The 22,871-nt window shown below is 58.3% G+C and carries 13 protein-coding genes; 6 read left to right on the top strand and 7 right to left on the bottom strand.

Going from position 1 to position 22,871, the window contains the following annotated elements; all coding sequences use genetic code 11:
• Window positions 1-1,734, bottom strand: a complete 1,734-nt coding sequence (flgK, locus tag PSR62_RS02270) for a flagellar hook-associated protein FlgK (protein WP_274406218.1) — start codon at window positions 1,732-1,734, stop codon at window positions 1-3.
• A gap of 475 nt (window positions 1,735-2,209) precedes the next feature.
• Here flgK and trpB point away from each other — a divergent pair, with 475 nt between their 5' ends.
• The 5 genes from trpB (at window position 2,210) to PSR62_RS02245 (ending at window position 7,242) form a co-directional block, all read left to right on the top strand.
• The gene (gene trpB, locus PSR62_RS02265) at window positions 2,210-3,433 is read left to right on the top strand and encodes a tryptophan synthase subunit beta (RefSeq protein WP_274406217.1); all 1,224 of its coding nucleotides are present in this window, start codon (window positions 2,210-2,212) and stop codon (window positions 3,431-3,433) included.
• A 78-nt stretch (window positions 3,434-3,511) separates the two neighbouring features.
• Window positions 3,512-4,531, top strand: a complete 1,020-nt coding sequence (locus tag PSR62_RS02260; protein WP_274406216.1) for a class I SAM-dependent methyltransferase — start codon at window positions 3,512-3,514, stop codon at window positions 4,529-4,531.
• Window positions 4,531-5,769 (top strand): aminotransferase class V-fold PLP-dependent enzyme, encoded by a 1,239-nt coding sequence (locus tag PSR62_RS02255; RefSeq protein ID WP_274406215.1) that lies wholly within the window; start codon window positions 4,531-4,533, stop codon window positions 5,767-5,769. Before PSR62_RS02260 ends, PSR62_RS02255 begins: the two co-directional genes overlap by 1 nt.
• Window positions 5,770-5,775: 6 nt before the next feature.
• Window positions 5,776-6,315, top strand: coding sequence for a pantetheine-phosphate adenylyltransferase (coaD, locus tag PSR62_RS02250; RefSeq protein WP_274406214.1), 540 nt, complete (start codon window positions 5,776-5,778; stop codon window positions 6,313-6,315).
• Window positions 6,316-6,333: 18 nt separating this feature from the next.
• Entirely contained in the window at window positions 6,334-7,242 is a 909-nt protein-coding gene (locus PSR62_RS02245; RefSeq protein WP_274406213.1) for a helix-turn-helix domain-containing protein, read from the top strand.
• 72 nt (window positions 7,243-7,314) lie between these two features.
• Here the strand turns inward: PSR62_RS02245 and PSR62_RS02240 are convergent, their stop codons facing one another.
• The 4 genes from PSR62_RS02240 to PSR62_RS02225 form a co-directional block, all read right to left on the bottom strand.
• Window positions 7,315-8,595 (bottom strand): DUF1559 family PulG-like putative transporter, encoded by a 1,281-nt coding sequence (locus PSR62_RS02240; protein ID WP_443217342.1) that lies wholly within the window; start codon window positions 8,593-8,595, stop codon window positions 7,315-7,317.
• Between the two features lie 182 nt (window positions 8,596-8,777).
• On the bottom strand, window positions 8,778-9,047 hold the full coding sequence (locus tag PSR62_RS02235) for a hypothetical protein (RefSeq protein WP_274406211.1): 270 nt from the start codon (window positions 9,045-9,047) through the stop codon (window positions 8,778-8,780).
• Between the two features lie 248 nt (window positions 9,048-9,295).
• The gene (locus PSR62_RS02230; protein WP_274406210.1) at window positions 9,296-13,078 is read right to left on the bottom strand and encodes a YhaN family protein; all 3,783 of its coding nucleotides are present in this window, start codon (window positions 13,076-13,078) and stop codon (window positions 9,296-9,298) included.
• Window positions 13,075-14,370 (bottom strand): metallophosphoesterase family protein, encoded by a 1,296-nt coding sequence (locus PSR62_RS02225; RefSeq protein WP_274406209.1) that lies wholly within the window; start codon window positions 14,368-14,370, stop codon window positions 13,075-13,077. The genes PSR62_RS02230 and PSR62_RS02225 overlap by 4 nt, the downstream gene beginning before the upstream one ends.
• 77 nt (window positions 14,371-14,447) lie before the next feature.
• On the opposite strand from PSR62_RS02225, the gene PSR62_RS02220 reads away from it, so the two are divergent.
• Entirely contained in the window at window positions 14,448-14,996 is a 549-nt protein-coding gene (locus tag PSR62_RS02220) for a hypothetical protein (protein WP_274406208.1), read from the top strand.
• Here PSR62_RS02220 and PSR62_RS02215 read toward each other — a convergent pair.
• Both PSR62_RS02215 and PSR62_RS02210 read right to left on the bottom strand, forming a co-directional pair.
• A complete protein-coding gene (locus PSR62_RS02215; RefSeq protein WP_338020272.1) occupies window positions 14,967-20,780 on the bottom strand; it encodes a DUF11 domain-containing protein in 5,814 nt (1,937 codons plus the stop codon). The two genes, PSR62_RS02220 and PSR62_RS02215, sit on opposite strands and share 30 nt — an antisense overlap.
• 204 nt (window positions 20,781-20,984) lie before the next feature.
• Window positions 20,985-22,868 (bottom strand): sulfatase-like hydrolase/transferase, encoded by a 1,884-nt coding sequence (locus tag PSR62_RS02210; RefSeq protein ID WP_274406206.1) that lies wholly within the window; start codon window positions 22,866-22,868, stop codon window positions 20,985-20,987.
• Between the last annotated feature and the right edge of the window lie 3 nt (window positions 22,869-22,871).

Raw genomic sequence — 22,871 nt, 5'->3', positions numbered from 1 at the left:
TCAAATTGCCAACAAGATGTCCAGCATTTCCGCTGCGGTTGAAATCACGCGCGACGAAGCTTGGAAGGCGCGTTGGTAGGAAATCATCTTAATCGACTCTTCGTCGATGTTCACACCGGTGATCGCCAGGTGTTGGCTTTTCAGCGTTGAATACAAATCGTTGAGTCCTTCGGTCGCACTTTTCTGCACGCTGATTTCGCGTCCCAGTGCCGAGATGGTTTGTTCGTGAATTCCGCGGATCGAGCGGTTGCCCAGTTCATCCAGCGGTTGATCCACGAGGTCGAGCATGTTGTACAGCGTGTTGGTATCAGCATTGATACCGCCGTTGGAAATCGCCAGCAAATCGATGTTGTCGGCCAGCACCGAGTTGACCTCGATGTCCACCGCGGACGATCCCGTGAAGAAGGTGTTCATCCCGGCCGCCGCAACAAAACCACTGGTGTCTTGACCGAAGGTGAACTGGGCCGTGGCCGAGTCGCTGTCGATTCGAATGCGACCATCGCCCGAAAGCGATGCCGTCACACCTTCGACGGCGTTGATGTCGGAGACAATGGATGAAATGGTCGAGTCGTTGACGGTCCCCAAATTGCGAACGTCGATCCGTGTGGTGCTGACCAGTTCCCCGTCGGAGTCCACGATGTTGAAATCAAAGCTGCCGTTGCTCGGTTCGAAGGGCAATTCCGCTTCGCCCAGGGGCACACCGGGTTGGCTGGTGTTGCTGGAAACCAGCGAGGTGAACCCGGTCCGGCCTTGGCCTTGTGAGTGAACCTTGTTCACGCCCTGGATGAGAGCCGAGGCCATTTGATCCAGGCTCTCAACGTATTCGCCGAAGACGCCGCTGCGAGCTTCCATCGCCGCGCCGAGCTTGCCGCCGGTGGCTTTCAAAGGTGCGTCGGTGTCGAGGATTCGAACTTCCTGCCCGCCCCGCTCTTCGCTGTAGGCGGAATAAACTTCGCGGCGATTGCCGTCTGCAATCAAGTAGTCCCCGCCCACAAAGACGCTGACGTTTCCGGACGCTTGCTCTTGGAAGTTGATGTTGACGTAGCTGGCCAATTCCTCGAGGTCGCGGTAGCGCTGGTCACGCAGTCCGGTCGCATCGCTGCCGAGTGTGCCGCCACCCTCGATGGTTGCGATTTCGACGTTCAACTGAGCGATTCGTTCGGTCAGGCGATTGATTTGCGATGCGGCGTCATCGAGTTCTGCATTCCAGCCGTCTTGCAGTTCACCGGCGTTGGTACGGAGTTGTTGGACGTTGCTGGCCAGGGTTTGGCCTTGGATGATCACAAATTCTCGGGTGGCCGCATCGTTGGGCTGCGTCGACAGGTCGTGCATCGCATTGTTGAAGAGACTGAATTGTTCATTCAGTCCACCGCCATCGAGGTCCGTGATCAGGGACTCCAGTTGACCGTAGGCAGAGCTGAGTGAATCCGCCCCCGCCGCCGCGGTTTTCGCGTTGAACATCCGCTCGGCCAATTGCTGGTCAATGACCTGCACGACACCGGTGGCGCGAACACCGTGGCCCTGAATCAAATTGCCTTGGCGATACGCCACCGCGGGCGTCTGTTCCAGACGTTGGCGGATGTAGCCTTCGGTGTTGGCGTTGGCGATGTTGTTGCCAACGACCTGCAGTCCAATCTGGGCCGCGTCAAGCGCCCCCTTGGATTGTTGGATGGTGCCGAACAGCCCCATGATCGTCTCGCGAAAGTGTGAAACCGAGCGTTCGTGCGCGCACACGTGTCTTCGTTGAATCGGCTCACGAGACCGTCAAACTTGACCCAATCGGTCCAGCAGGACGCAAACTCATTGGCTTTTACTGGCATGTTGCCTGGCGACCCGCCCCGCTGGTTGAGAATCCACCATTCTCAGGAGGTCGTGCCGTTTTTGAATCTTGTATTGCCAGGCGTTTGTCATCACCCTCCCCGGCCCGAAGCGGTCCGCCCCTCCCCAAGGGAGGGTGAAGTGAAACGGCAGGATCTCTCAGCGGGGGCGGCGTTGTTGCTGGAAATTTGGGGTGCCAGGGCTCTTTCTCGTCTGGGCTGCGACCCGGAAGGCGACGTCCGAGAACGTGGGGAAGCAAATCTTGGCATCGGACGTGCAAAACATCGTGCCGGACATGTCCGGCTTCACGTTGACCAAGTTTTGTTCTCCAGTGACAATTCGGTTACGGAAGTCTTCGAACCCTTTTCGTTTTTCCCGCTGAAACTACCTCATGAGTACCGTCCCGTCGCAGCAACATGCCTCCGCCCAAGTCCCCGATTCTCGCGGGCGATTCGGCGATTTTGGTGGCCGTTTCGTTCCCGAGACACTCACGCGGGCACTTGATGAGCTTTCCGAAGAGTATGAAAAGGCCAAGCGGGATCCCGAGTTTCAGCGTGAATTGGACGGTTTGCTGAAGAGCTTTGTCGGTCGTCCCAGCCCGCTGTACCACGCCAAACGGTTGTCCTCGGCAGTTGGTGGAGCCCAGATTTGGTTGAAACGCGAAGATCTCAATCACACCGGTGCTCACAAAATCAACAACACGATCGGGCAAGCCTTGCTGACGCTGCGGATGGGCAAGACTCGAGTGATCGCCGAAACCGGTGCTGGTCAGCATGGTGTGGCGTCGGCGACCGCTTGCGCCCACTTCGGACTGCCCTGCACCGTGTACATGGGTGCCGAAGACATTCGCCGGCAGAAACCCAACGTGTTCAGCATGAAGTTGCTCGGCGCCAAAATCTCGCCCGTCGAGTCCGGTTCGCGAACGCTGCGGGACGCGGTCAACGAAGCGATGCGAGACTGGATGGCTTCGGTCGAGGACACTCACTACATCATCGGCAGCGTGATCGGCCCGCACCCATTCCCGATGATGGTTCGCGATTTTCAATCGGTGATCGGCCGCGAAACCCGTGAGCAGTGCCGGGACACGTTTGGTCGGTTGCCGGATTGCGTGGTCGCCTGCGTCGGGGGTGGCAGCAACGCGGCGGGCATGTTCTATCCGTTTGTCGAAGACGAAGGGGTGCGAATGGTCGGCGTGGAAGCCGGTGGGCGATCGGCCACACCCGGTGAGCACGCGTCGCCACTGTCCTATGGTTGCCCCGGCGTTTTGCACGGCAGTTACAGTTACGTGATGCAAGACGATGATGGTCAAACGTGTGACGTGCATTCGATGAGCGCCGGATTGGACTATCCCGGCGTCGGTCCTGAACACAGTTATTGGAAGGACACGAAGCGAGTCGACTACATCGGTTGCCGTGACGAGGAAGCGCTGGCCGCGTTTGAACGCTTGGCATCCAGCGAAGGCATCTTGGCAGCCCTGGAAACGTCTCATGCGGTGGCCAAAGCGATTGAGGTCGCGGCCAAAATGTCAGACCAAGAACACTTGGTGATCTGCTTGTCCGGACGAGGTGACAAGGACTCCATGGAAATCGCTCGTCTACGCGGCGAAGAGTGGTGAACCCCGTTTGCCGCTTCATGTGCCGCACCGCATGTGGCCAATCCCACCTTTCCGTTTGACTCTTCTTTCTCTGATCGCATGTCTGCCCAAGACCGTACCCTGGATCACTACCAGGAATTGATGACCATCAACGCCACGTCGCATGTGTTGCGAACCGGCCGTGAACTCGGATTGTTCGACGCCTTGCTGGAAGGTCAGAAAACGCTCGAAGTGTTGGCCGAACGCACCGGTGTGCCGGAGTCACGGTTGTTGCTGTTGTTGCGACCGCTGACATCGGTGGGGATCATCGAGAAGTACGCCGAGGATTATGCGATTTCGTCGGTCGCTCGTTTGCTGTGCCAATACGACGCGGACCTGGGCGACGCGATTTGGCAGGCGGCCCCGGCCGGATTGAAATCCGAGCCTCAATCGTCCGCTGAGACCGCTGTCCCTCAGAGTCGCTTTGATTCGATTGCCGCGACTCAGTGGGTGCACACACCCGCGGCGATGCAGGCGGCAGAAATCTTGGACTTTGGACCGACTCCAGGAGCCGAGGACGAAGGTGAAGGAACGGTATTGAGTTCAGGCGACTCAGCACCACAGACGTTGCTCGATCTGGGATGCGGGTCGGCGGTATGGAGCTGTGCGGCGGCTCACCGTGACCCACAGTTGCGAGTCACTTTGGTGGACCATCCCGGTGCTTTGGAAGCGGCGATCGCAACGGCCAACTCGATCGAGTTGGGGGATCGCTTTGAATCGATTCAAGGCGACGCTTTGACCACCGAGCTTCCCGAGGGGCAGTTCGACCATGTGTTGATCGCTCAACGACTGAACAACTACTCGCCCGATCAGATTCGTTTGATGTTGCAACGCGCGACGTCGGCGGTGAAGTCGGGTGGGCGGGTGATTGTGATTGATTCATTTGAAGGCCCGAATCGCCCGAGTTTGGCGGAGTCGATCGAAGCCCTGCGGATCGGAATCGAGACCGAAGGCGGTGCGGTGCCCGAATTGAAAGAGGCTCAGGAACGGATGAAGGTCGCTGGCTTGGAATCGATCCAGTTCACCTTCATCGCTGCCAGTCGTGTCGGACTGGGGTTGATGACCGGGATCAAACCGTGATGGTTTCCAAGCCTTCGTCGCGAGACGCAAATGTGCCGATCGGATCGGACATGGGCGACGACCCATGGCTGTGGTGGCGGGATCGTATGCCTGTGACCAACCACTGGGCTTACTTCGACCACGCAGCCGTGGCTCCGATCAGCCAACCGGCCGCCGAGGCTCTGCGTTCATTCGCCGAGGTCGCGGCATCACATGGCGACGTGCACTGGATGGATTGGTCCGATGCCGTCAATCGACTGCGTGACCTGACGGCGGATCTGATTCACTGCGAGTCGGAAGAGGTCACGTTGGTTCCCAACACCACCACGGGAATCAATCTGGTCGCCGAAGGTCTGGATTGGAAAGCCGGTGACAACATGGTTGTTCCGGAGGGGGAATTCCCCAGCAACCTGTATCCGTGGCTCAATCAGCAAGCTCGCGGCGTTGAGATTCGAATCGTTCCGCGTCGTGATGGACGCGTCGAAGTCGCGGACTTGATGGCTCAAGTCGACGAACGCACACGTTTGATCTCAGTCAGTTGGGTCGGCTACGCCAGCGGTTTTCGCGTGGATCTGGAGCACTTGGTGGATCAAGCTCACTCACGCGGCGTGCTGGTGTTTCTTGATGCCATCCAAGGTCTGGGGATGTACCCGCTCGACATGCGAACTTGCGCTGTCGACTTCGTCGCCGCTGACGGACACAAGTGGCTGCTCGGTCCTGAAGGGGCCGGGGTCGCTGTGATCCGCAAACGTCATCTGAATTCGCTGCGTTGTCCCACCGTGGGCTGGAAGAGCGTTGAGAACGCGCATCTGTTTTCGGGGTCCAAGTTTGAATTGCGGGAAGACGCATCCCGTTTTGAGGGTGGTTCGCTGAACCAATCCGGAATGATCGCGTTCGCGGCCAGTTTGGAGATGTTCACGGCGGTGGCGCAGCGATTCGGGGCCGACGCGATCGGAAATCGCGTGTTGGAACGCGCTCAGCGTCTCCGCCGTTTGCTGACGCACGCGGGTGCGAAATTGCTGTTTGGGCCTTGGGATGAGACGCCTCACGCCAGTGCGATCACGACGTTTGAAGTGCCCGGGGAATCACCGGATGATTTCCGCACGCGGGCACTTGAATCGGGAGTGGTGATCAGTTGTCGCGGCGGCGGCATTCGGGCCAGCGTTCATGTCTATAATGACGACGCGGATTTACAACGATTGGCCGACTTGGTCACTTCGTCCCCCGCTGTTTCTTCTTCCAATCCAGCGCGGAGCTGATCTGCCTTGTCTCTGAACTCCTCCAACGCCGACGCTGGCGAACTGTCGCATTCCATCGCCGTGTACACCGGGTCGTTCGACCCTGTCACGCTCGGTCACTTGCACATCATCGAACGCGCCTCCAGGTTATTCGACACGTTGGTGGTCGGGATCGGCATCAACGCAGACAAAAAGGCGTTGTTCAATCCGGAAGAACGCATCGAATTGGTGCAAGCCATTTCGAATCATTTGCCGAACGTGCGTGTTCAAACCTTTGATGGTTTGGCGGTCGATTTTGTGCGTTCGCTGGGCGCCAGTGTGATGGTGCGGGGGATTCGTCCCCTGACCGATATCGCCGGCGAGTTCACCATGATGATGGCCAACCGTCAGCTCGACGCGGAGATTGAAACCGTGTTCTTGATGGCCGACGAGCGATTTGCTCACGTCAGTTCTTCGCTGCTGAAACAGATTGCGATGCTGAGTGAGGACGATGGTCACTTGGCCAAGTTTGTGCCGCGTCCGGTCATCGCGTCCTTGCGTGCCAAGCTTTCCGCGCAAGCGTTCTGATACTCGCCGGGAATCTGGATGATGTCCGGGGAATCTGTTCCGCCAACTTCAACGTCGCCCACCCGTGCCCGTCAGGTCCGCACGGCGATGCCGGAACAGTTGCCGCCATGGGGGGTGTTGGTTCTTGAGAGTCATCATGCACCTGATTTTTCGATGCAGTGGCGTGAGCACCCGTTTGTCAAACTGGTTTACTTCCTGAGTGGTGCGGGAACGTTTCACCTGGCTGACCGTCCGATCGAATTCTCTGCTGGCGACGTGTTCGTCATCGCGCCCCATCTGCGGAATCGAATCTGTGACGGCGAAGGCACCCCGTCCAGTTTGTATGCGGGGTGCATCTGCGAGAATGTGCTGAAGGCGGAGCCCGTCACCGCGGCAAGAATTGCTTCGGGCAAGTTGTCCGGCGGCAACCGGCAAACGCATTTTGTCGCATCGAAATTGCGACGAATGGTTTACACGCAAAACTTGGCGTCGCCGTCGTGCGGCATCGACATGATGATCGACGCTTGGCGATTGCTTCGTGGCGTCACGGACTTTGATTGCTCTCGAAAAGCCGGCAACATCACGGCGATGCTGGACCCAACCGGTGCCGAGCAGGCAACCGACGTCGAAATCGTCCAGCAATACATCGATGAGTTGCAGACATCATTTTTGGAAGCCACCACAATTGATGCCGCCGCGAATCAGCTCAATTTGTCTCGTCGCACCTTCACCCAGCTCTTTCGTGAGTTGACTGGCACCACCTGGCTGCGGCGTGTCCGCGAACTCGGCATTGAGCACGCCAAAAGATTATTGCAGGAAACCGATCTGCCGATCGCATCGGTCGCCTTCGAATCTGGTTTCGCTGACCTCTCGACGTTCTATCGAAGATTCACGTCCATGGTCGGCCAATCCCCCGCCGCCTATCGACAGCAAACGGAACCGTCTTGACGTTGCATTCTCAGCGGACGCCATCATGGCGTCCACTGGGAAAGTTTTCCTTGCCGTTCTGGATGCAATCGATCAGAAGTCGGCGGAGACCTGTTCTTTGGTGGCACGCGTGCCGAGTGCACCCCACAGCCCGTAAGGGCTCGGCATTCCTGGGGCTCGGTTGCCGTTGCCGTTCCACCAAATGTTTCCAGCGGACTGATTGCCCGCTTCGATCGAGTCGGTGACAAACTTGACCGCCCCGTCGCCCAGCAGAATATGGACACCACCTTGGTGGCGACTACTGGGTGGGTAAAGCCCTGGTTGCCAAGTGCTGTTGCCGGTGCTGCAAACCGCGGTGTTGGGAGGCGCGATCGTGGTGATGGCTGTGAAGACGGGGAAACCACATGCCCATTTCAAACCACGTTGAATCTGGGCTCCACCAGCCAACGAGGCTGACGATGCCCAAAACGACGGTCTCTCTGGATCGATTTCGACCGTGTTGCACAAACTGGGATTGTTGATGATCGTTGCGCCGAAGTTGGCATCGTTCACGACTTGCGTTGTTTTGTGGCGATCACCCAAGTCCGTGTTCATTTCGCCAACCATGATGGTGTTGGAAAGACCGTCCAGCACATCGCGAAACTTCAGAGCCACACGGGACCGGAACATGCCGCGATTCGACTTGTTCGCGCGAGGATATTCTGTTGGGTTGGGCTTCGCGGTTTCGTACACACCGCCCGTGTTTTGCTGGCCGAGTGCGTCGCCCAGGCTCATGCCAAAGTTCGTGCGACCTTGCCCTGGCAGTCCTTCTCCTGGATCGCTGGGGCAACGATAGGTCGTGACGTTCGTCATCCACGGGTCGTAGCGTGCAGTGGCGTGATGAGTGAGTGACATCTCGGGATTGGGGCCAAATGCGCTGTAGTACAGGTCCGTGCCCGCTGGCTCGGTGACCTTGAACTGGTTGGCAATTTGTTCCCAAAGACCTTGTTGTTCGATGAACGGTAAGATCGGGACCAGGGCACTTCGATTGAAGCGATTGTTACCGCCCAAGGACCCACCCAAGGTGCGTGGGATGACAGAGTCATTGGTGGTGCCAGACACGCGTGACGTGCCTCCACGGCTCATCGGAAGCTGATTGTAGGCGGAGTGGTAGTTGTGAATTCCCAAGCCAATTTGTTTGGCGTTGTTGCTGCATTGCATCCGCCGTGCAGCTTCACGAGCCGCTTGCACGGCCGGCAGCAACAACCCGACAAGGACGCCGATGATGGCGATCACAACGAGAAGTTCGACCAAAGTGAACCCCAGCCTCATCGGGTGCGGTTGCACAGATGCAACGTGTCGCTTTACTTGGGGGACGCAAGAGAAAGGGAGCATGAGATGGGCCCGCTTTGAAAGGAAAAAAATGGCGTGAGACTTCAGCCAGGACTGAAGCTGCGCAATCAAAGTGGTGGCGTGATCGCGACTGAACTTCATCACCCAAAGATGTGAGTGACGAAGTGTTTCAACGACAAAAAGAAAGCACGCAAACGAGAAGCTTGCTGCCAGTAGGAGTTCGGCTACTCCGACACTCGGCCCGCTTCGAATTCAGCGGACTCATCGACCATCGAGTCGTCTGGATCGGCGACATGGTCGGGATTGTCTTGGAGGTACTGCTCAATTTCGTTGGCGGCAGGACCAGGAGCATTGGACTGCTCGCACCCGACCGCGGAAGTGAAGGCGAGCAGCCACCCGAGGGCCGCAAAATTGAACAGAAGTTTGTGTATAAAACGCTGAGACATCGCAATTACCGGGAGACAAAGGATCGCATGAGCACGCATAATGAGCATGTCTTCATTCGATCTTAACGGTTTGCCAAACGTCATGGAACCGTTTTTTTGGGCGTAGGATCAGCCCTTGGTTGCCAGGGATTTCGATGATCGACGGCGGACCCGTCCGGGGCGGCATTGTGATGTCTCGCAACGTTCTCGGGGCTTCCACCTCGAGCTAGCGATGACGTCCCCTTCCGGGGCGAATTTGCATGAACGGCTCCGGAGGTGCCCACGTTGATAGCTCGGGGTGGAAGCCCCGAGATCACTCAATTCGAGAAGACGTCGAAGAGCGTGTCAGGCGGCGAAAGGCTTTCGTCCGACTTCTTGGGGGTTGGTTTGGGGTCCGTCTTCTTGCGAGTCGATTTCTTCTTCGGTTTTGGGGCGGACGTGGATTGTTTGACGGGTGGACTGGACGCATGCGGGCTGGTTTCACCCAAGCGATGCACGTGAAATCCGTCATCCGGAAGCGTCTCGGATGCCAAGTCGACCAAGTGATCGTGGTGGGTGAACAAGATGACTTGGGTGGTGGTGGAAAGTTCCGAGAAGACCTTGAGTGCCGCCGCAGCTCGGCGATCGTCGAGCTGGATCAAGCAATCGTCAATGATCAGCGGGATCGCACTGGCGTGGGCCAATTGATGTTTCAATGACGCCAAACGCAGCGCCAAATACAGAGCGTCCGCGGTCCCGGTGCTCATCCGATTGGCCGGCACGTCGATCCCATCTCGAACGCCGAACAGCGATGGTTTGTCGCTGTCGCCGTAGTCCACTCGCAAGGCCTGATACTCGTCGCAGGTGAGCGTCGCGAAAAAGGATTCTGCCTCACGCAGCACCGGTTCTTGGTTTTGGTTGCGGTAGTGTTCCATGGCGCGTTGCAAGATCGACGCGGCCAATCGCAGACGGATGTACTCTTCCGATTCCCGTTGCAGTTTCCCAAGTGAGAACTGCATTTGTTGGGAGAGCTTGGACGCCTCACCGCTTCCATCGATGGCCTTCAGCTTTTCAGTCAGGCTCCAAAGTTCTTTTTGCGACACCGAGAGTCTTTCGTCCAGCTCGCGTTTCTTCTCGGTCAGCTGTTTGAGTTCTTCCGCGATCATGGCGGGCTGCTGGTCCCGCAGGGATTCGACGAACGATTCGCGATCCTGCCCGCTCGCCCAGTGATCCAGTTGGGCTTGCAGGTCAGCGACCTTGGATTCCGCAATCACGCGGCGACGGCTGCGTGCTTCCACTTCGCCCAGTTCTTCAGGAGCAGTGCAATGGGCTTCGTCGCAGAGTTGTTGCTGCGTGATCGTGAGTCGTTCCAGTTGCTCGTTTGCGTCCGCGAGTTCCTGTTCGCGTTGGCGGAGTTGTTGTTGAACTTCGTCCCGAGCGCTGCGGGCGCGTTGTTCGCGTTGCAGGCGTTCATGTGCCAAATTGATGGTCTCGGCGAGTTCGGACAAACCGACTGTATCGCCTGCGGGATCAGTCTGGGAGGTCGACTCAACGTCCTCCGCCGCCAACGAATCTCGCAATCGAATGGCACGCCGAACAAAGGTCTCGGATTCTTGGCGGATCGCTGCAATGCGAAGCGAGATGTCGTCCCGTTGTTTCTTCTGACCGATCAATTGCGTGATCGAGTCCATCATTGACAAGGCGTCTTGCGGGGCGGGTTTGGAGCTCAGTTGAAGAGACGCGGTGAGTTCATCCCACTGTTGGTTCCAGGTGTCCAAGGCACTCTGCCGGCGCTGCAGATTGGATTCCAACCCGGGGATTTCAGTCCGGCATTCGTTGCGTTTGTGCTCGCGTTGTTCGCGAAGTTTGAGTTGTTGAGCCTGCTCGGCGCGTTGGGTCAACGCCAAGTCATGCAGACGCGAAAGCGTGGTGCAGGTTGGTTCCAGTGAATCCTCGGACGAGGTGTCAGACTCGGGGATTTCCAGGGCTTGTTGCAGCCTTGCAATGGCTTGCCGCAGTTGAGCGTGGGACTGGTCCCGTTCGCCGATTGCGGTTTGCAGTTCCGCGAATTGCTCGATTAGTTTTTGATGATCGGACATCCAGGTTCGCATCGCATCGGGATCGCTGGCTGGGATGCCGGCTGCTTGCCAAATGGATTGCCAGTTTTCTTGGGCCTGCGTCAGGGAAGCTTGAGCATCAGCGATCGCGAGGTCGTGCTCGGTTGACTGACGCCGCAGTTGATCCAAGTTGTTCTGGGCGGCTTGCCGTCGGTAGATCGATTCGTGTTGCGACTGGAAGATATCCGAGATGGAATCAGCCCGATGGATCGCCAGTTCGGCTGCGGCGAGGTTCGCTGACCATTGATCGGGGGAAAACGAGCTCGCGTTTTGCTTCATGCCAGCGAGGATCTCGTCGCGATGCTGGCGGGCGTCGCGAAGGTCATCGGGCGTGGGTAAATCTCCCGCGTCAGCTTTCAGAGAGGCGAGCTTTTCTTCCGCGTTGGCGAGAGCATGTTGCAGTTCCTGGGCTCGTTGCTGGCCCAGCATGACTTCTTTGCCAGCCCGATCGAGAGCTTGCGTTCGTTCGGTCAATTGGGACGGCGTCGGCAGTGACAGTTCGACGGCGGACTGAATTGCGGCATCGTCGCTGGATGTTTCCAACTTCAATCGGCGATGGATCGTTTGGCATTCGCGAGCGAGTTTGTCGACTTGCGTTTGTTCTCGCCTCGCGGATTCAATCCAACGCTCTGGGGCGCCCATTTCTTCGAGCGTGCGGTCGAGCAGTTGATACTGCGTTGGCACGTTGGATTCTGCCAACACGTCTTCGGCCATCGTGAGTTCACGCTTGGCTTTGTCGAGTTGGTCCGAGGCATCGTCACATTGTTGGACCAGCTTTTCGTATTCGCCAGCCAAGCGTTGGATCTTGGATCGTTTCGATTCACTGATTTGCAGTGAGTCAACTTGTTGAGTCAGCGGATCCTGATCGTCATCGGTTGTTTCGTGCTCTGCTGGGAGCGGAGCTTCCCCGAAGGCGAGGTCATGGAGTTGCGATCGCATCTCTTGTTCAAGGTTTGCCAACGCTTGCTGCAAAGTTTCCTTTTCACCCTCGGCTTTTTCACGGCTGGGGAGGTCTCGATACAGGGCCAGGATTTCGCTCTCGAAAAGTCCGATGGATTCGTCGTGTCCGAGTTGCTTCCGTTGCTGAGTGAGCTCAGCATGGTTTTGTTGCAGGTTTTGCAGCAGGCGGGTGGTCGACTTCTGTTCTTGTTCCCATTCACGTCGGCGGTCAGAGAAATCATCGGACAGCATGGGGGCGTCTTGCACGCTGGCCAGTTCTTGCGTCGCCGCTTTCCAGCGTGGGATCAATGGCAGGGCTTGTTCGGTCGATTGCAAGCGGCCCATTTGTTGGACAAGCGATTGGGACTCTTCTTGCCAGCTTTGAATCAGGGCTTCTTTTTCGGCCAATTGTTTTTGCAAGTCCGCGAATTCAGCGGGCGGGACTTGTGCATCACGCAGTCGACGACGCATTTCGTCGAGTTGTTGCAGGCTGTTGTTGATCGTGGGTGTTTTGCCGGTTCGTTTGAAGCGTTCGCTGGCTTCGGAGTCGAGTTGTTCATAGATCTCTCGCAGACGTCCGATGCCGGCACCCGCCGAGAACAGGATTTCGCCGAGTTCGCCTTCGCCTCGCAAAATTTGTTCACCGCCGAGCAGCAATTCTTCGTGCGACAAACCAAAGCGTGAACGGAAGGTGGCTTCATCGATGCCGCCCAGCATTTGAGCCAATTCGGACTCGGCGATTTCGGCTTGGTCATCGGCACCACGCAAGGTGTTTTTGCGACCGCGACGCCGGATGCACTCAAGGACCCACTCGGGGGCGGATCCATCGCTGGACAGCGTTGTCAGGCGCCCTCCGACGCGAAGTTTCGCGGCGGGATGCAGGAAGGCATCGTCGGCGCGGGTGGCCATGCCAAACAACCAAGACGAGATGGCACGCAGGCTGGTCGATTTACCGGATTCGTTGGGACCGACCACCAAATGGAATCGGTTCGGGCCTGCCGAAAGGTCGAGGCTGCGGTTGGTGATGTGCCCAAAGGCGATCAGGTCCAAGCGTTCAATGATCATCGTTTGCCTCCTTGCAGTCGGGCGAGCAATTCCGTGGTTGCCGCTTCGATCCATTCGTGACGTTCTTCAGGATTGTCGAAGCGAATCGGGGCTTGGTCGCCACTGAATTCAGTTGGTAGTTTTTTCAGGAGAGGTGTGATCTCGTTGGCCATCCAATCCGAGTCGCCTCCGCCGGATTTCAGTTCTTCCACGACTGAGAGAATGCTGTGCAGCGGGCCTTCCTGATTCGCATCGTGTTGTTCCGCGGGCGAGTGATCGACCTCGGCCGAGGTTTTGATCTTCAACCGTTCCAACCAGACTTGTCCGTGGCCATGGGTGACCGAAGTGGCTCGCAGTGACGCTTCCAAATTGGATTGTTCACGCATCCATTGCTGATGCAGCGATGATTGGCCGGACAAGATGACTCGGGTGACCAGCAACCGATTCTCGGCCTGTTCCAGTTGGTCGTTCATCCAGGCTTCGTAGGCGTCCATCAATTCATCGGTGTGCGACCATTGACTTGCATTGGCATCAAAGGTTTCAAATCGGACGACGTCCAGAGGCATGAACCGACGCTCGGTTTGGTTGCGAGCGTCCAGGTCGACGAGGAGGCAACCCTTCGGTCCCGATTCGCGAATGTGTCGGCCTTGAATGTTGCCGCTGAAGACAACCGGGGCGGTGCCTTCGATTTGGTGCTCGCCGCGCAAGTGAATGTGGCCGAGGGCCCAGTAGTCGTAACCCTTGTCGGCGAGTTGCTGCGGGGAACAGGGGGCGTACGGATCGTGACCGTCCAGGCCTGACAGTCCGGTGTGCAGGATGCCGAGGTTGAACATGCCGCCGATCGGCGCGGGGTATTCGGCGGCCATGTCGCCGGTTTCGGCCCGTTTGGCATAGGATCGGCCGTGGATCACGATGCCGAGGTCTTCGAGAACTCGTTGGTCGACTTTCTTTTCGCTGAGCAGAATATCGGAGCCGTCAGGGTTCTTTGGTAGCGGCAGGTTCGACGTCATTTTGTTGGCGGCGTCGTGGTTGCCTCGAATGACCGCAACGTGGATGCCTTCTTGAACCAACCGGCTGGCTTGTTTGACGAAGAACAGGCCGGTGTTTTGGTCGGGCCAATCGCCGTCGTAGAGGTCTCCCGCGATGACGACCAGGTCGACTTGTTCGTCGATCGCCAACTGGGTCATGTTCTCAAGTGCTCGCCGGGATGCCTCGCGAATTTCGTCGACGGGAGCGTCTTCGTAGGCGTCAAGCTTCTGCAGGGGGCTGTCCAGATGAATGTCGGCGGCGTGAAGAATGCGGCGGTGACTCAAGAGGCTTCCTGCAGGCGGGGTGAGTGGAGAGCGAGTTGGGGACGACGACGTCGTGTCAGACGGCTAGACTGATTGACATGATAACGCACCATGTTCGAATCGGCTTCGCGGGAGAAATCTACCTGGCTCGTGCCCAGCGACGGATCGAACGTGGTCGGCGAGTGTTGGTGCGAACACCTCGCGGGGTGGAATTGGCCGAAGCTTTGTCGGTTTGCGACGATGACGGCACACCCACCACCCTGGAAATCCTCCGGCCGACCACACACAACGATGATCTTCTGATCGAGCGTTTGCAGCGGCACAAGGTTCGCGCGGTTCGCGAATGCCAAGCGATTTTGGCGGAAAGCGAATCGTCAGCGGTTTTGTTGGACGTCGATCAATTGTTCGACGGCGGGACGCTGGTGATGCACTTTTTAGGGGAACCGGATGCACTTGGCCGCGAACTGACCGATGCGATCGTTCGCCGCTACGAAGCCGAAGTCAAGAGCATCGAGCTGAGTGATTTGATGCAAACCGGTTGCGGACCGGGATGCGGCACCGCCGACGCTGGTGGATGCGGCGGCGGGTGCTCGTCATGCAGCGGATGTGGGATCGCTTCAGCGAGACAAAAACAGCCGCTTGGATAGGACACGTGGGGCTCGGATCTCAAGTGCGACTTGATCGTCCTCGTCGGGATCGCCATTGCCCGGCACACTGTCGACGTCGAACTGGTCGGTTTGCGTGACTTCGGCGTTCAAGGTTTTCAATCCGCGAGTGTCGACGCGTGCGGTCAGGACCAACTGCACGCTTGCACCGGACGCCAAGGGGCCGATGTTCCACTGACCCGTTGCGGGATCGTAAGTGCCTTGCTGCGGTGAGGCCGGTGGTACCAACGTCAATCCATCGGGCAACAACGATTCGATGACGACGCCGGTGGCATCCGAAACACCGTCCGCATTGGCGGCGGTCAAGGTGATCGTGATGATGTCATCGACTTCGGGTTCCAAGTTGTCCACCGCAGCGGTGACGCTGATGTCGACGACTTGAGGAGTGACTTGGACCGACGCGAGATCGTCTTCATCACCATTGGCATTGCCCGGCGTGCTGTCGGGGTCGATTTGATCCGACTGGATGATTTCGGCCACATTCGTCACGGATCCGGACTGCTCGACGATGGCGTTGATTTGCAAGGTCGCGGATTGGTTGGGTTCGAGCTGCGTCAACGTCCAAAGACCCGTCAGGGCGTCGAAGTTGCCTTGGGTTGGCGTCGCATCCTGGAAATTCAGTGAACCTGGCAACAGGTCACGGATCACGACGTTGGTCGCGGGATCGTTGTTGGCGTTTGTGATGGTGACCAAGTACTGAATCGTATCGCCGCGATTGGGGGCGGAGATGTCGACGGACTTGGTCAACGAAAGATCGGCACGCGCAATCATCAGGATCGCGGAGTCGGCATCGTCTTCGTTGACGTCTCCGTTTCCGAACACGCTGTTGCGATCAGGTTGGTCGGCCGAGATGACTTCCGCAAAGTTGGTGATGCCATCGCGAAGGATGTCGTCGGTGATCGCGTCTCGATTGACCGATGCGTTGAGTGTCAGCGTGACCGATTCGTTGCTGGGGATGCTGGGGATCGTCCAAGTGCCCGACTGAGAGTTGTAGCCTCCGTTGGCGGTCGATGAAGAGACGAAAATCAGTCCGGCGGGCAAGGAGTCAGCGACTTCGACATTGGTGGCTGTCGTCGGGCCCGTGTTGGAAACGGTCAATTCAAATTCGACCGAATCGTCCAAGTCGAAACGGGTGCCGTCGACCGTTTTGCTGAGCGCCAGATCGATCAGTTGTGCTTGGATGTCCACCGAGGCTCGGTCGTCTTCGGCTGGATCGGCGTCACCATTGCCCGGCGTGCTGTCTGGGTCGCGTTGGTCGCTGGCCATGATCTCAGCCACGTTGGTCAGTGACGATTCGGAGTTGACGCTTGCCGTCAATGTCAGCGTCGCGGTTTGGCCTGATGCGAGTTCATCGATCATCCAAATCTCGGTGATTGCCGAGTAGCTGCCATCGGATGTGGTTTGGTCGGTGAGGTCCATGCCGGCGGGCAAAAAGTCTCGGACCCGAATTCCGGTCGCTGGGTCGGGACCGCTGTTGCGAACAGTGATTGTGAAGGTGACCTCATCGCCAAAGTTGGGCGAGGCATTGTCGACGGTCTTGGTCAGTGAAAGGTCGGCGCTCGCAAGTGTCACAATCGCAGAGGCGGTGTCGTCTTCGCCGTCATCCAGTCCACTGTCAGGAACACTGTCCCGGTCGGCTTGGTCGGCAGCGATCACCTCGGCCCGGTTCTCGAGTGTTTCCACGTCGCCGATCGTTCCCGTCAGTTCCAGCGTTGTTTCTTCGCCGGACGCCAAATCGCCGACGGTCCAAAGTTCTGTCCCTGCGTTGAAGGCACCGGCAGGCGAAGAGGAGGTGAAGGTGTATCCATCGGGAAGCGAATCGCGAACGACGATTCCTGTCGCATCGTCGGGCCCATCGTTACGAAGCGTCAGTGTGAACGTGACTTCGCCGTTGATCGCGGGACGTTCGGGAGAAGCAGTCTGTGTGAGCGAGAGATCGATGACCGGTGTGGTGACGCTCACGCTGGCTTGGTCGTCTTCGGCTGCGACGTTGTTGTCCGGCGTGGAATCGATGTCGTCTTGGTCAACCGAAGCGACCTCGGCGGTGTTGGTTTGCGTTCCAACTTGATCCACGATCGCGAACAGGGTCAGTGTCGCGGTGGCGTCATCGGCCAATGTGTCGACGGTCCACTCGCCCGTGTTGGGATCGTAGGTGCCGTCGCTGAGCGAATTGGATTCGTAAGTCATTCCCGCGGGAAGCAAGTCGCGGACAACGATGTTGGTCGCTGTGTCTCGCGTGGTGGCGGTCTCACCATCGTTGGTCAACGTGATCGTGAAGGCAACGCGGTCGCCGACATTGGGGGCTGGATTGTCGACGGTCTTTTCCAGTGACAAATCGATGAACTCGACGCGGGCGGTCACGCTGGCTTGGTCGTCTTCGCCGGGGGCGTTGTTGTCAGGCGTGCTGTCCGAATCGATCTGTCCCGCCGCAATGACTTCGGTGCGGTTGGTGATCGTCGGTGAGTCGGCCGTCACGTTGTTGTTGACGCGAGCATTGATGGTCAACGTGGCGGAGCCGGATGGGGCCAACTCGCCGACTGTCCAGCGACCGCTCGACGAATTGAAACTGCCCGTTGTCGGTGTGGCATCGATGAAGGTCAGACCGGCTGGCAAGTTTTCTTCGACGATGACTCCGGTGGCGGTGTCCAAGCCCTCGTTGCGGATGACGATTTCGTACTGGATCGTTTCGCCCAAGCGTGGCGTGAGATTGTCGACGGTTTTGAACAGCTCCAGATCGATTTGTTCGGCTTGCAGACTCGCTTCGGCTTGGTCGTCTTCGTCGATGAGGCCGTTGCCCGGGGTGCTGTCGGGATCCGGAAGTGTGGCCTGAATGATTTCCGCGGTGTTCGTCAGTGTGCCCCGGGAAAGCGTCGTCGCGACAATTTCGAGGGTTGCAAACGAGGGGGCGGCGGTGCCGGAATCCGCGTCCAGTTCAGGCACGGTCCAGCGGCCGGTGTTCTCGTCGTAGTTGCCAATCGATGCGGTGGATTCGACGAATTGAAGCCCTGCGGGGAGAGTGTCCAGCACGATGAACTGCCCTGAGGGATCTCCGCTGTCATGGCGAGCTGTGATCGTGAAGGTCACGTTTTCGCCGACGTCCGCGTTGGTATTGTCAACGGTTTTGGTGAGCGACAAATCGGCGAGCGCGGGGGTGATGACGCTGGACGCTTGATCGTCTTCGGTTGCGTCTTGGTTGTCAGGCGTGCTGTCGGGATCGAACTGGGCCGCCTGGGTGATCTCAGCGGTGTTGGTGATGGAAGCAAACAGATCGCTGCGGCCGGGATCCAAAATCGCGGTCAGCGTCAGCGTTTCACTTGCTCCGGCCGCCAGTGAATCGACGGTCCATGTTCCCGTGGCGTCGACGTGGGTTCCCGCCGTGACCTGCGCTTCCTGGAAAATCAGTCCAGTGGGAAGCAGGTCGGTGACTTGGATGTTGGTCGCTGTCGTGATCGGAATCGCTGCGCTGGAATCGGCGTTGGACAACGTGATCGTGTAAGTGATCGAGTCACCGGGTTCTGGGCGTGCCGGCGTGACCGTCTTGGTCAGTTGCAAATCAATTGCGTTGGGCGTCAAAATCGCCGAGTCGGTGTCGTCTTCGCTGGAAGGACCAGCACCGGGGGTGCTGTCAGGGTCGCTCTGGTCCGATGCCGTGATGGTTGCTGAGTTGGTCTTGAGTCCCAAGCTGTCGACGCGAGCGATGATCTGCAAAGTTGGCATGGCCGGGATCGGATTGCCCGGGTTGGGGGCGGTCACACCGCCGATGTCCCAAAGCCCCGTGTCGGGATCGTACGTTCCCGAGGAAGTGACATCACTGATGTATGTCAAACCGGTTGGCAGACGATCTTGGACTTGAACGCCCGTTGCGTTGTTGGGGCCCTCGTTGTCGACCGTGATCGTGAATGTCACGTTCTCGCCGACCGTGGGTGTTTCGTTGGAAACCGTCTTGGTGAGCGAAAGGTCAGCGACCGGTGTTTGGATGGTGACTTCAGCTTGGTCGTCTTCGTCGATCAAGTCATTGTTGGGAATGCTGTCGCGGTCCGTTTGGGCCACGGCCAGGACTTCCGCGACGTTGGTGAAGTCACCCGCTTGGTCAACCCGGGCGACCAGTTCCAGCGTTGCCAGTCCGCCGACATCGAGCGATGAAATGGACCACCGATTCGTGGATGTGTTGAACGAAGTGCCGGCGCCGGGAGTGTTGCCGATCAGCGTCAATCCTGCGGGCAATCGGTCTTCGACCAAGATTCCCGTTGCGGTGCTGAGCGTCGCGTCGGTGGCGGTGTCGAGCGATGTGTTTTGCAGGGTGAGTGTGAATGTGATCTCATCGCCGACGTTGGGTTGGCTGTCGGAAACCGTTTTGGACAGTTGCAAGTCAACGCGAGTCGCAGCCACGGTCGCCGCGTCTTGATCGTCGTCGGCCAGCACGTTGTTGTCGCGGGGACTGTCCGCGTCGCGCTGTTCCGCCGCTGTGATTTCCGCCACGTTGGTTTGGGGATCCAGGCTGTCCAGTTGCCCGGTCAATCGCAGCGTTGCCGTCGCACCCACGGCAAGGCTGGGGATGGTCCAGAGCCCCGTGTCAGGGGCAAACGCCCCTGTGGAGGTTGTCCCGGTGGTGTTGATGATTCCGGCGGGGATGCGGTCCGTGACAACGATGCCGGTTGCCGGGTCGGGGCCGTTGTTGGTGACCACCACATCGAACACGACGTTCTGGTTCAACGTGGGTTCGGTGGTGATCAGTGTCTTGGTCAATTCCAAGTCCGCGTCGCCTGCGTTGTCGATGTTCTGGACGAGGATGGTGGGGCCCACGGTGCCGAGCAGGTCCGCGATCGCGTCGTAGTCGGGGCCGCCACTGACTTCGAGTTCGATCGCACCGATTTGGGTCAGGTCGGCGCCACTTCCGCTGATGGTTTGGAAGTCGCTGAACGGGATGTATTCCACCGAAGTGGGCTGCGTTGGCAGGGCAGGAATGGTCAGTGTGGCTTGGCTGACCAGGGTTCGGCTGCCCGCGATGCCGTCGTCGCTGTAAAGTCGGATCCGCGCCGTTCCGCTGGTCACCGAACCGATGACAAAGCGCAGGCCCGTCGCGGAGCCTCCATTGGTGAGATCGATCGCTCCCAGGCCATCGTCGTCGACGGTTGCGGCGTCATCTCCGGCCCCGTCCCAGATGACCAAGCGGCTTCCATCGGCGAACCCGTTGGCATCGAAGCTGAGCAAGTTCGGTGAGACGGCTTGGTTGACGCCAATGGCAACCGTGCCAATGTCGCCTGTGCCGCCTTGGGTTTTGTCGACCAGCAAATCCCGTGAGCCGCCGATGGCTTCGGCCGCCGCTTGCGTGGACGTCACCGGGGTCCCATCGGTGACCGTGTCCTCGACACTTTGAGTGGTTTGGAAGGAGTCGATGGTTTGGAAAGCTTGCCCCGCCGCTTGCGTCGAGGTCACCGTGACCAACGGCGAGATTTGTTGCTGCAGCGCGCGACCGTTGACGGTTTGAGCGGGCTGGAAGACGAAGTACGAACCCGCCGTGACACCGGTGAACTGGTAGTTCCCGCTGGGATCCGCCATGGCCATGTTGACTTCGACGTCGTCCGTGTCTGGTTCGAACACCCCATCGCCATCATCGCGGAACAGGTCCAGTGCGACATCTTCAAAGTTTCCCCCGAAGAAGCTGTCCGTGACCTGCCCTTGGATCGTGACCAAATCAGAAGCCACCGCCAACAACCGCCGATTTTCCAGCGATTCCAACAACAATCGACGCCGTCCTCGGCGCATTCCAATGGTGGAACGGGAATCTGTCCGCGATTTGCGACTGGGGAATCTCATCGTCACTGCTTTTCTGGGGGGCCTGCAAGCTGTGTGTGACACCACACGACGAATGGAGAAGATAAGCGGCTTGGGTGAAGCGGGGAAGATATGCCAGTTCGAGATGTGTGTGACGCAGCGGCCCGATCGTTCTCAGTTCACACGGCAGGTCGTCTATGGGCGGAACCCGCCAAATGCCTGACGGAAATATTCACGGACGACGCGAGTGGATTGAAAGCCGGCAGGTGAGGCGAGCGAATTTCCTTGTGCGTCTTTCGGCGCTAGAACATGAACCTCAGGGGGGCGCAGGGTGAGTTCGCATTGCACCCCGAAAATCTCGGAATCAACCATCGAGGAGTCGATTAGCAATGCTTGTGGTCTCAAGTAGTCGGCAATGCAGATTGCACGAGATCTCGGAGAATCAGCTGACAGATCAACACCGTCAAAGGAGTTGGGGGCGCTAACACGAATTCCGGCGAGGGAGATCAGGGTGGGCAGCAGATCCGCATGACTGGTGTTGAAGCGAATTTCTCGCTGGACGACGTCTGGCCCGAAAACGATGGCGGGAGTTCGGACTTGTGCGGCTGAGAGACGAGTTCCGTGGCCGATGGTTTCGTCATCGAGAAACGACTCCCCATGGTCGCCCACGATCGCAACGAGTCGGTTGGGACCTTGCAGCAAAGGGGCAATCATTGCATCCAGCGTTCTCGCTGAATTTCGATAACGATTCCAAACGGCTGTTCGCGAATGGGGCCCAAACGGCAAGGGATAGTCCGCGTCCGCCGAAGGCAGGTCTCGCACGTGTTGGGGGGCAACCAGGAATGGTGCGTGGGTGGTGTAGAGATACAGCACCGCGAGACGGGGTGGACGTCGCTCGCCCTCTGGCAATTCGCTGTCAGACAGAAAGATCTGAGCTGACTCGATGGCACGTCGTTCCGAGGCCAAACCGTCCCGCGGTTCGACCTTGAAGGTGTCGTAGGCATCCGAATGGATGAACGCATCCATTTGAAAGGCGTTCCAGTCTTCCGCTCCGCCGAAGAATCCCAGTTCGTAGCCGGTTTGCTCAAACAAGCGATTCATCGCGGGAGAGAAACGAACGTCCGCGAGATAAAACCAGATCGCATCCAGGCCATTGAGCAAGGAAAACAGCCCCAGGGAACTGGCGTTGCCACCGGAATGATGGCGGTGCATCCACAGTCCCTGTGTGGCTCGCGAATGAATGTTGGGCATGACCGACGGATGAACCAGTTCGGGCCGGAGCGATTCGACCACGATGAGGAGGACGTCGGGGGAAAGCGATTGAGTTTCCTGCACCACGTTGAAGCGAAAGTTGCGTGTGCGTCGCGTGACATCCTCGGCGGTGAACAGAGGATCGGCGATGACGTTTTGTTCTTTCGTCGGCGCATCGACACCACGATCATCGAACCAACCGGTGACGCCCAAAGCATGGCGAGAGGGCCTGCTGGTCATGCTGCTTTGAGTGGACGACCAAGTGGCCAAGCCTGGAATCGCCGTCAGCAGAATCCCAAGCGTCCACGCGTAGGTTGCTCCCCGAATGCTCAGTTGCCAACTTGGGGTCGTGAAGGTTCGAGCCAAGGAATGCATTGACCACTGGCAAGTCCATCCGATCGCAAACCATCCGGCGATCACGAATGTCAATCGAAGCAGCATTCCGAGGGTGATATAGGGCACCAGACTTGGCACTCGTGTGGAGAGCAGGGTCCATGCATCAGCAGATATCAAACGGATGCCAATCCAATGAAAGACAAACAGGTCAGCCAAAACCCACCCCCACCACAAAGTCATCGCCGCCATGATCCATCGATGCCACGACAACTTCCAGCGACCCAGATGCAGCAGAACTGCGACCGGAGCAAAAGCTTGGAAGACTCGCCATGCCGAGATGGAAAGTCCTGACATGGAGGCGTCCGTCTCGCTCAGAACAACAAATCGATGACCACTTGTTGTCGCCAGCACCGCGCACGCGATGAAGGTCGCCCACAGCAGTTGTTGCCAAAGCAAGCGAGCGTTGTCTGGAGGTGTTGGTTGGGGGGACATTCG

The organism is Rhodopirellula sp. P2 (assembly GCF_028768465.1).
GTDB lineage: Bacteria > Planctomycetota > Planctomycetia > Pirellulales > Pirellulaceae > Rhodopirellula.
The sequence above is the reverse complement of the archived record's forward strand: the minus strand, read 5'-3'. Positions and strand labels throughout refer to the sequence as shown.

Coding starts and splice junctions, on each gene's coding strand:
- PSR62_RS02210 (WP_274406206.1), bottom strand. CDS start 22,868: ATGTCCCCCCAACCAACACCTCCAGACAACGCTCGCTTGCTTTGGCAA.
- PSR62_RS02260 (WP_274406216.1), top strand. CDS start 3,512: ATGTCTGCCCAAGACCGTACCCTGGATCACTACCAGGAATTGATGACC.
- trpB (WP_274406217.1), top strand. CDS start 2,210: ATGAGTACCGTCCCGTCGCAGCAACATGCCTCCGCCCAAGTCCCCGAT.
- PSR62_RS02245 (WP_274406213.1), top strand. CDS start 6,334: ATGATGTCCGGGGAATCTGTTCCGCCAACTTCAACGTCGCCCACCCGT.
- PSR62_RS02240 (WP_443217342.1), bottom strand. CDS start 8,595: ATGCTCCCTTTCTCTTGCGTCCCCCAAGTAAAGCGACACGTTGCATCT.
- PSR62_RS02230 (WP_274406210.1), bottom strand. CDS start 13,078: ATGATCATTGAACGCTTGGACCTGATCGCCTTTGGGCACATCACCAAC.
- PSR62_RS02215 (WP_338020272.1), bottom strand. CDS start 20,780: ATGCGCCGAGGACGGCGTCGATTGTTGTTGGAATCGCTGGAAAATCGG.
- PSR62_RS02255 (WP_274406215.1), top strand. CDS start 4,531: ATGGTTTCCAAGCCTTCGTCGCGAGACGCAAATGTGCCGATCGGATCG.
- PSR62_RS02220 (WP_274406208.1), top strand. CDS start 14,448: ATGATAACGCACCATGTTCGAATCGGCTTCGCGGGAGAAATCTACCTG.
- PSR62_RS02235 (WP_274406211.1), bottom strand. CDS start 9,047: ATGCTCATTATGCGTGCTCATGCGATCCTTTGTCTCCCGGTAATTGCG.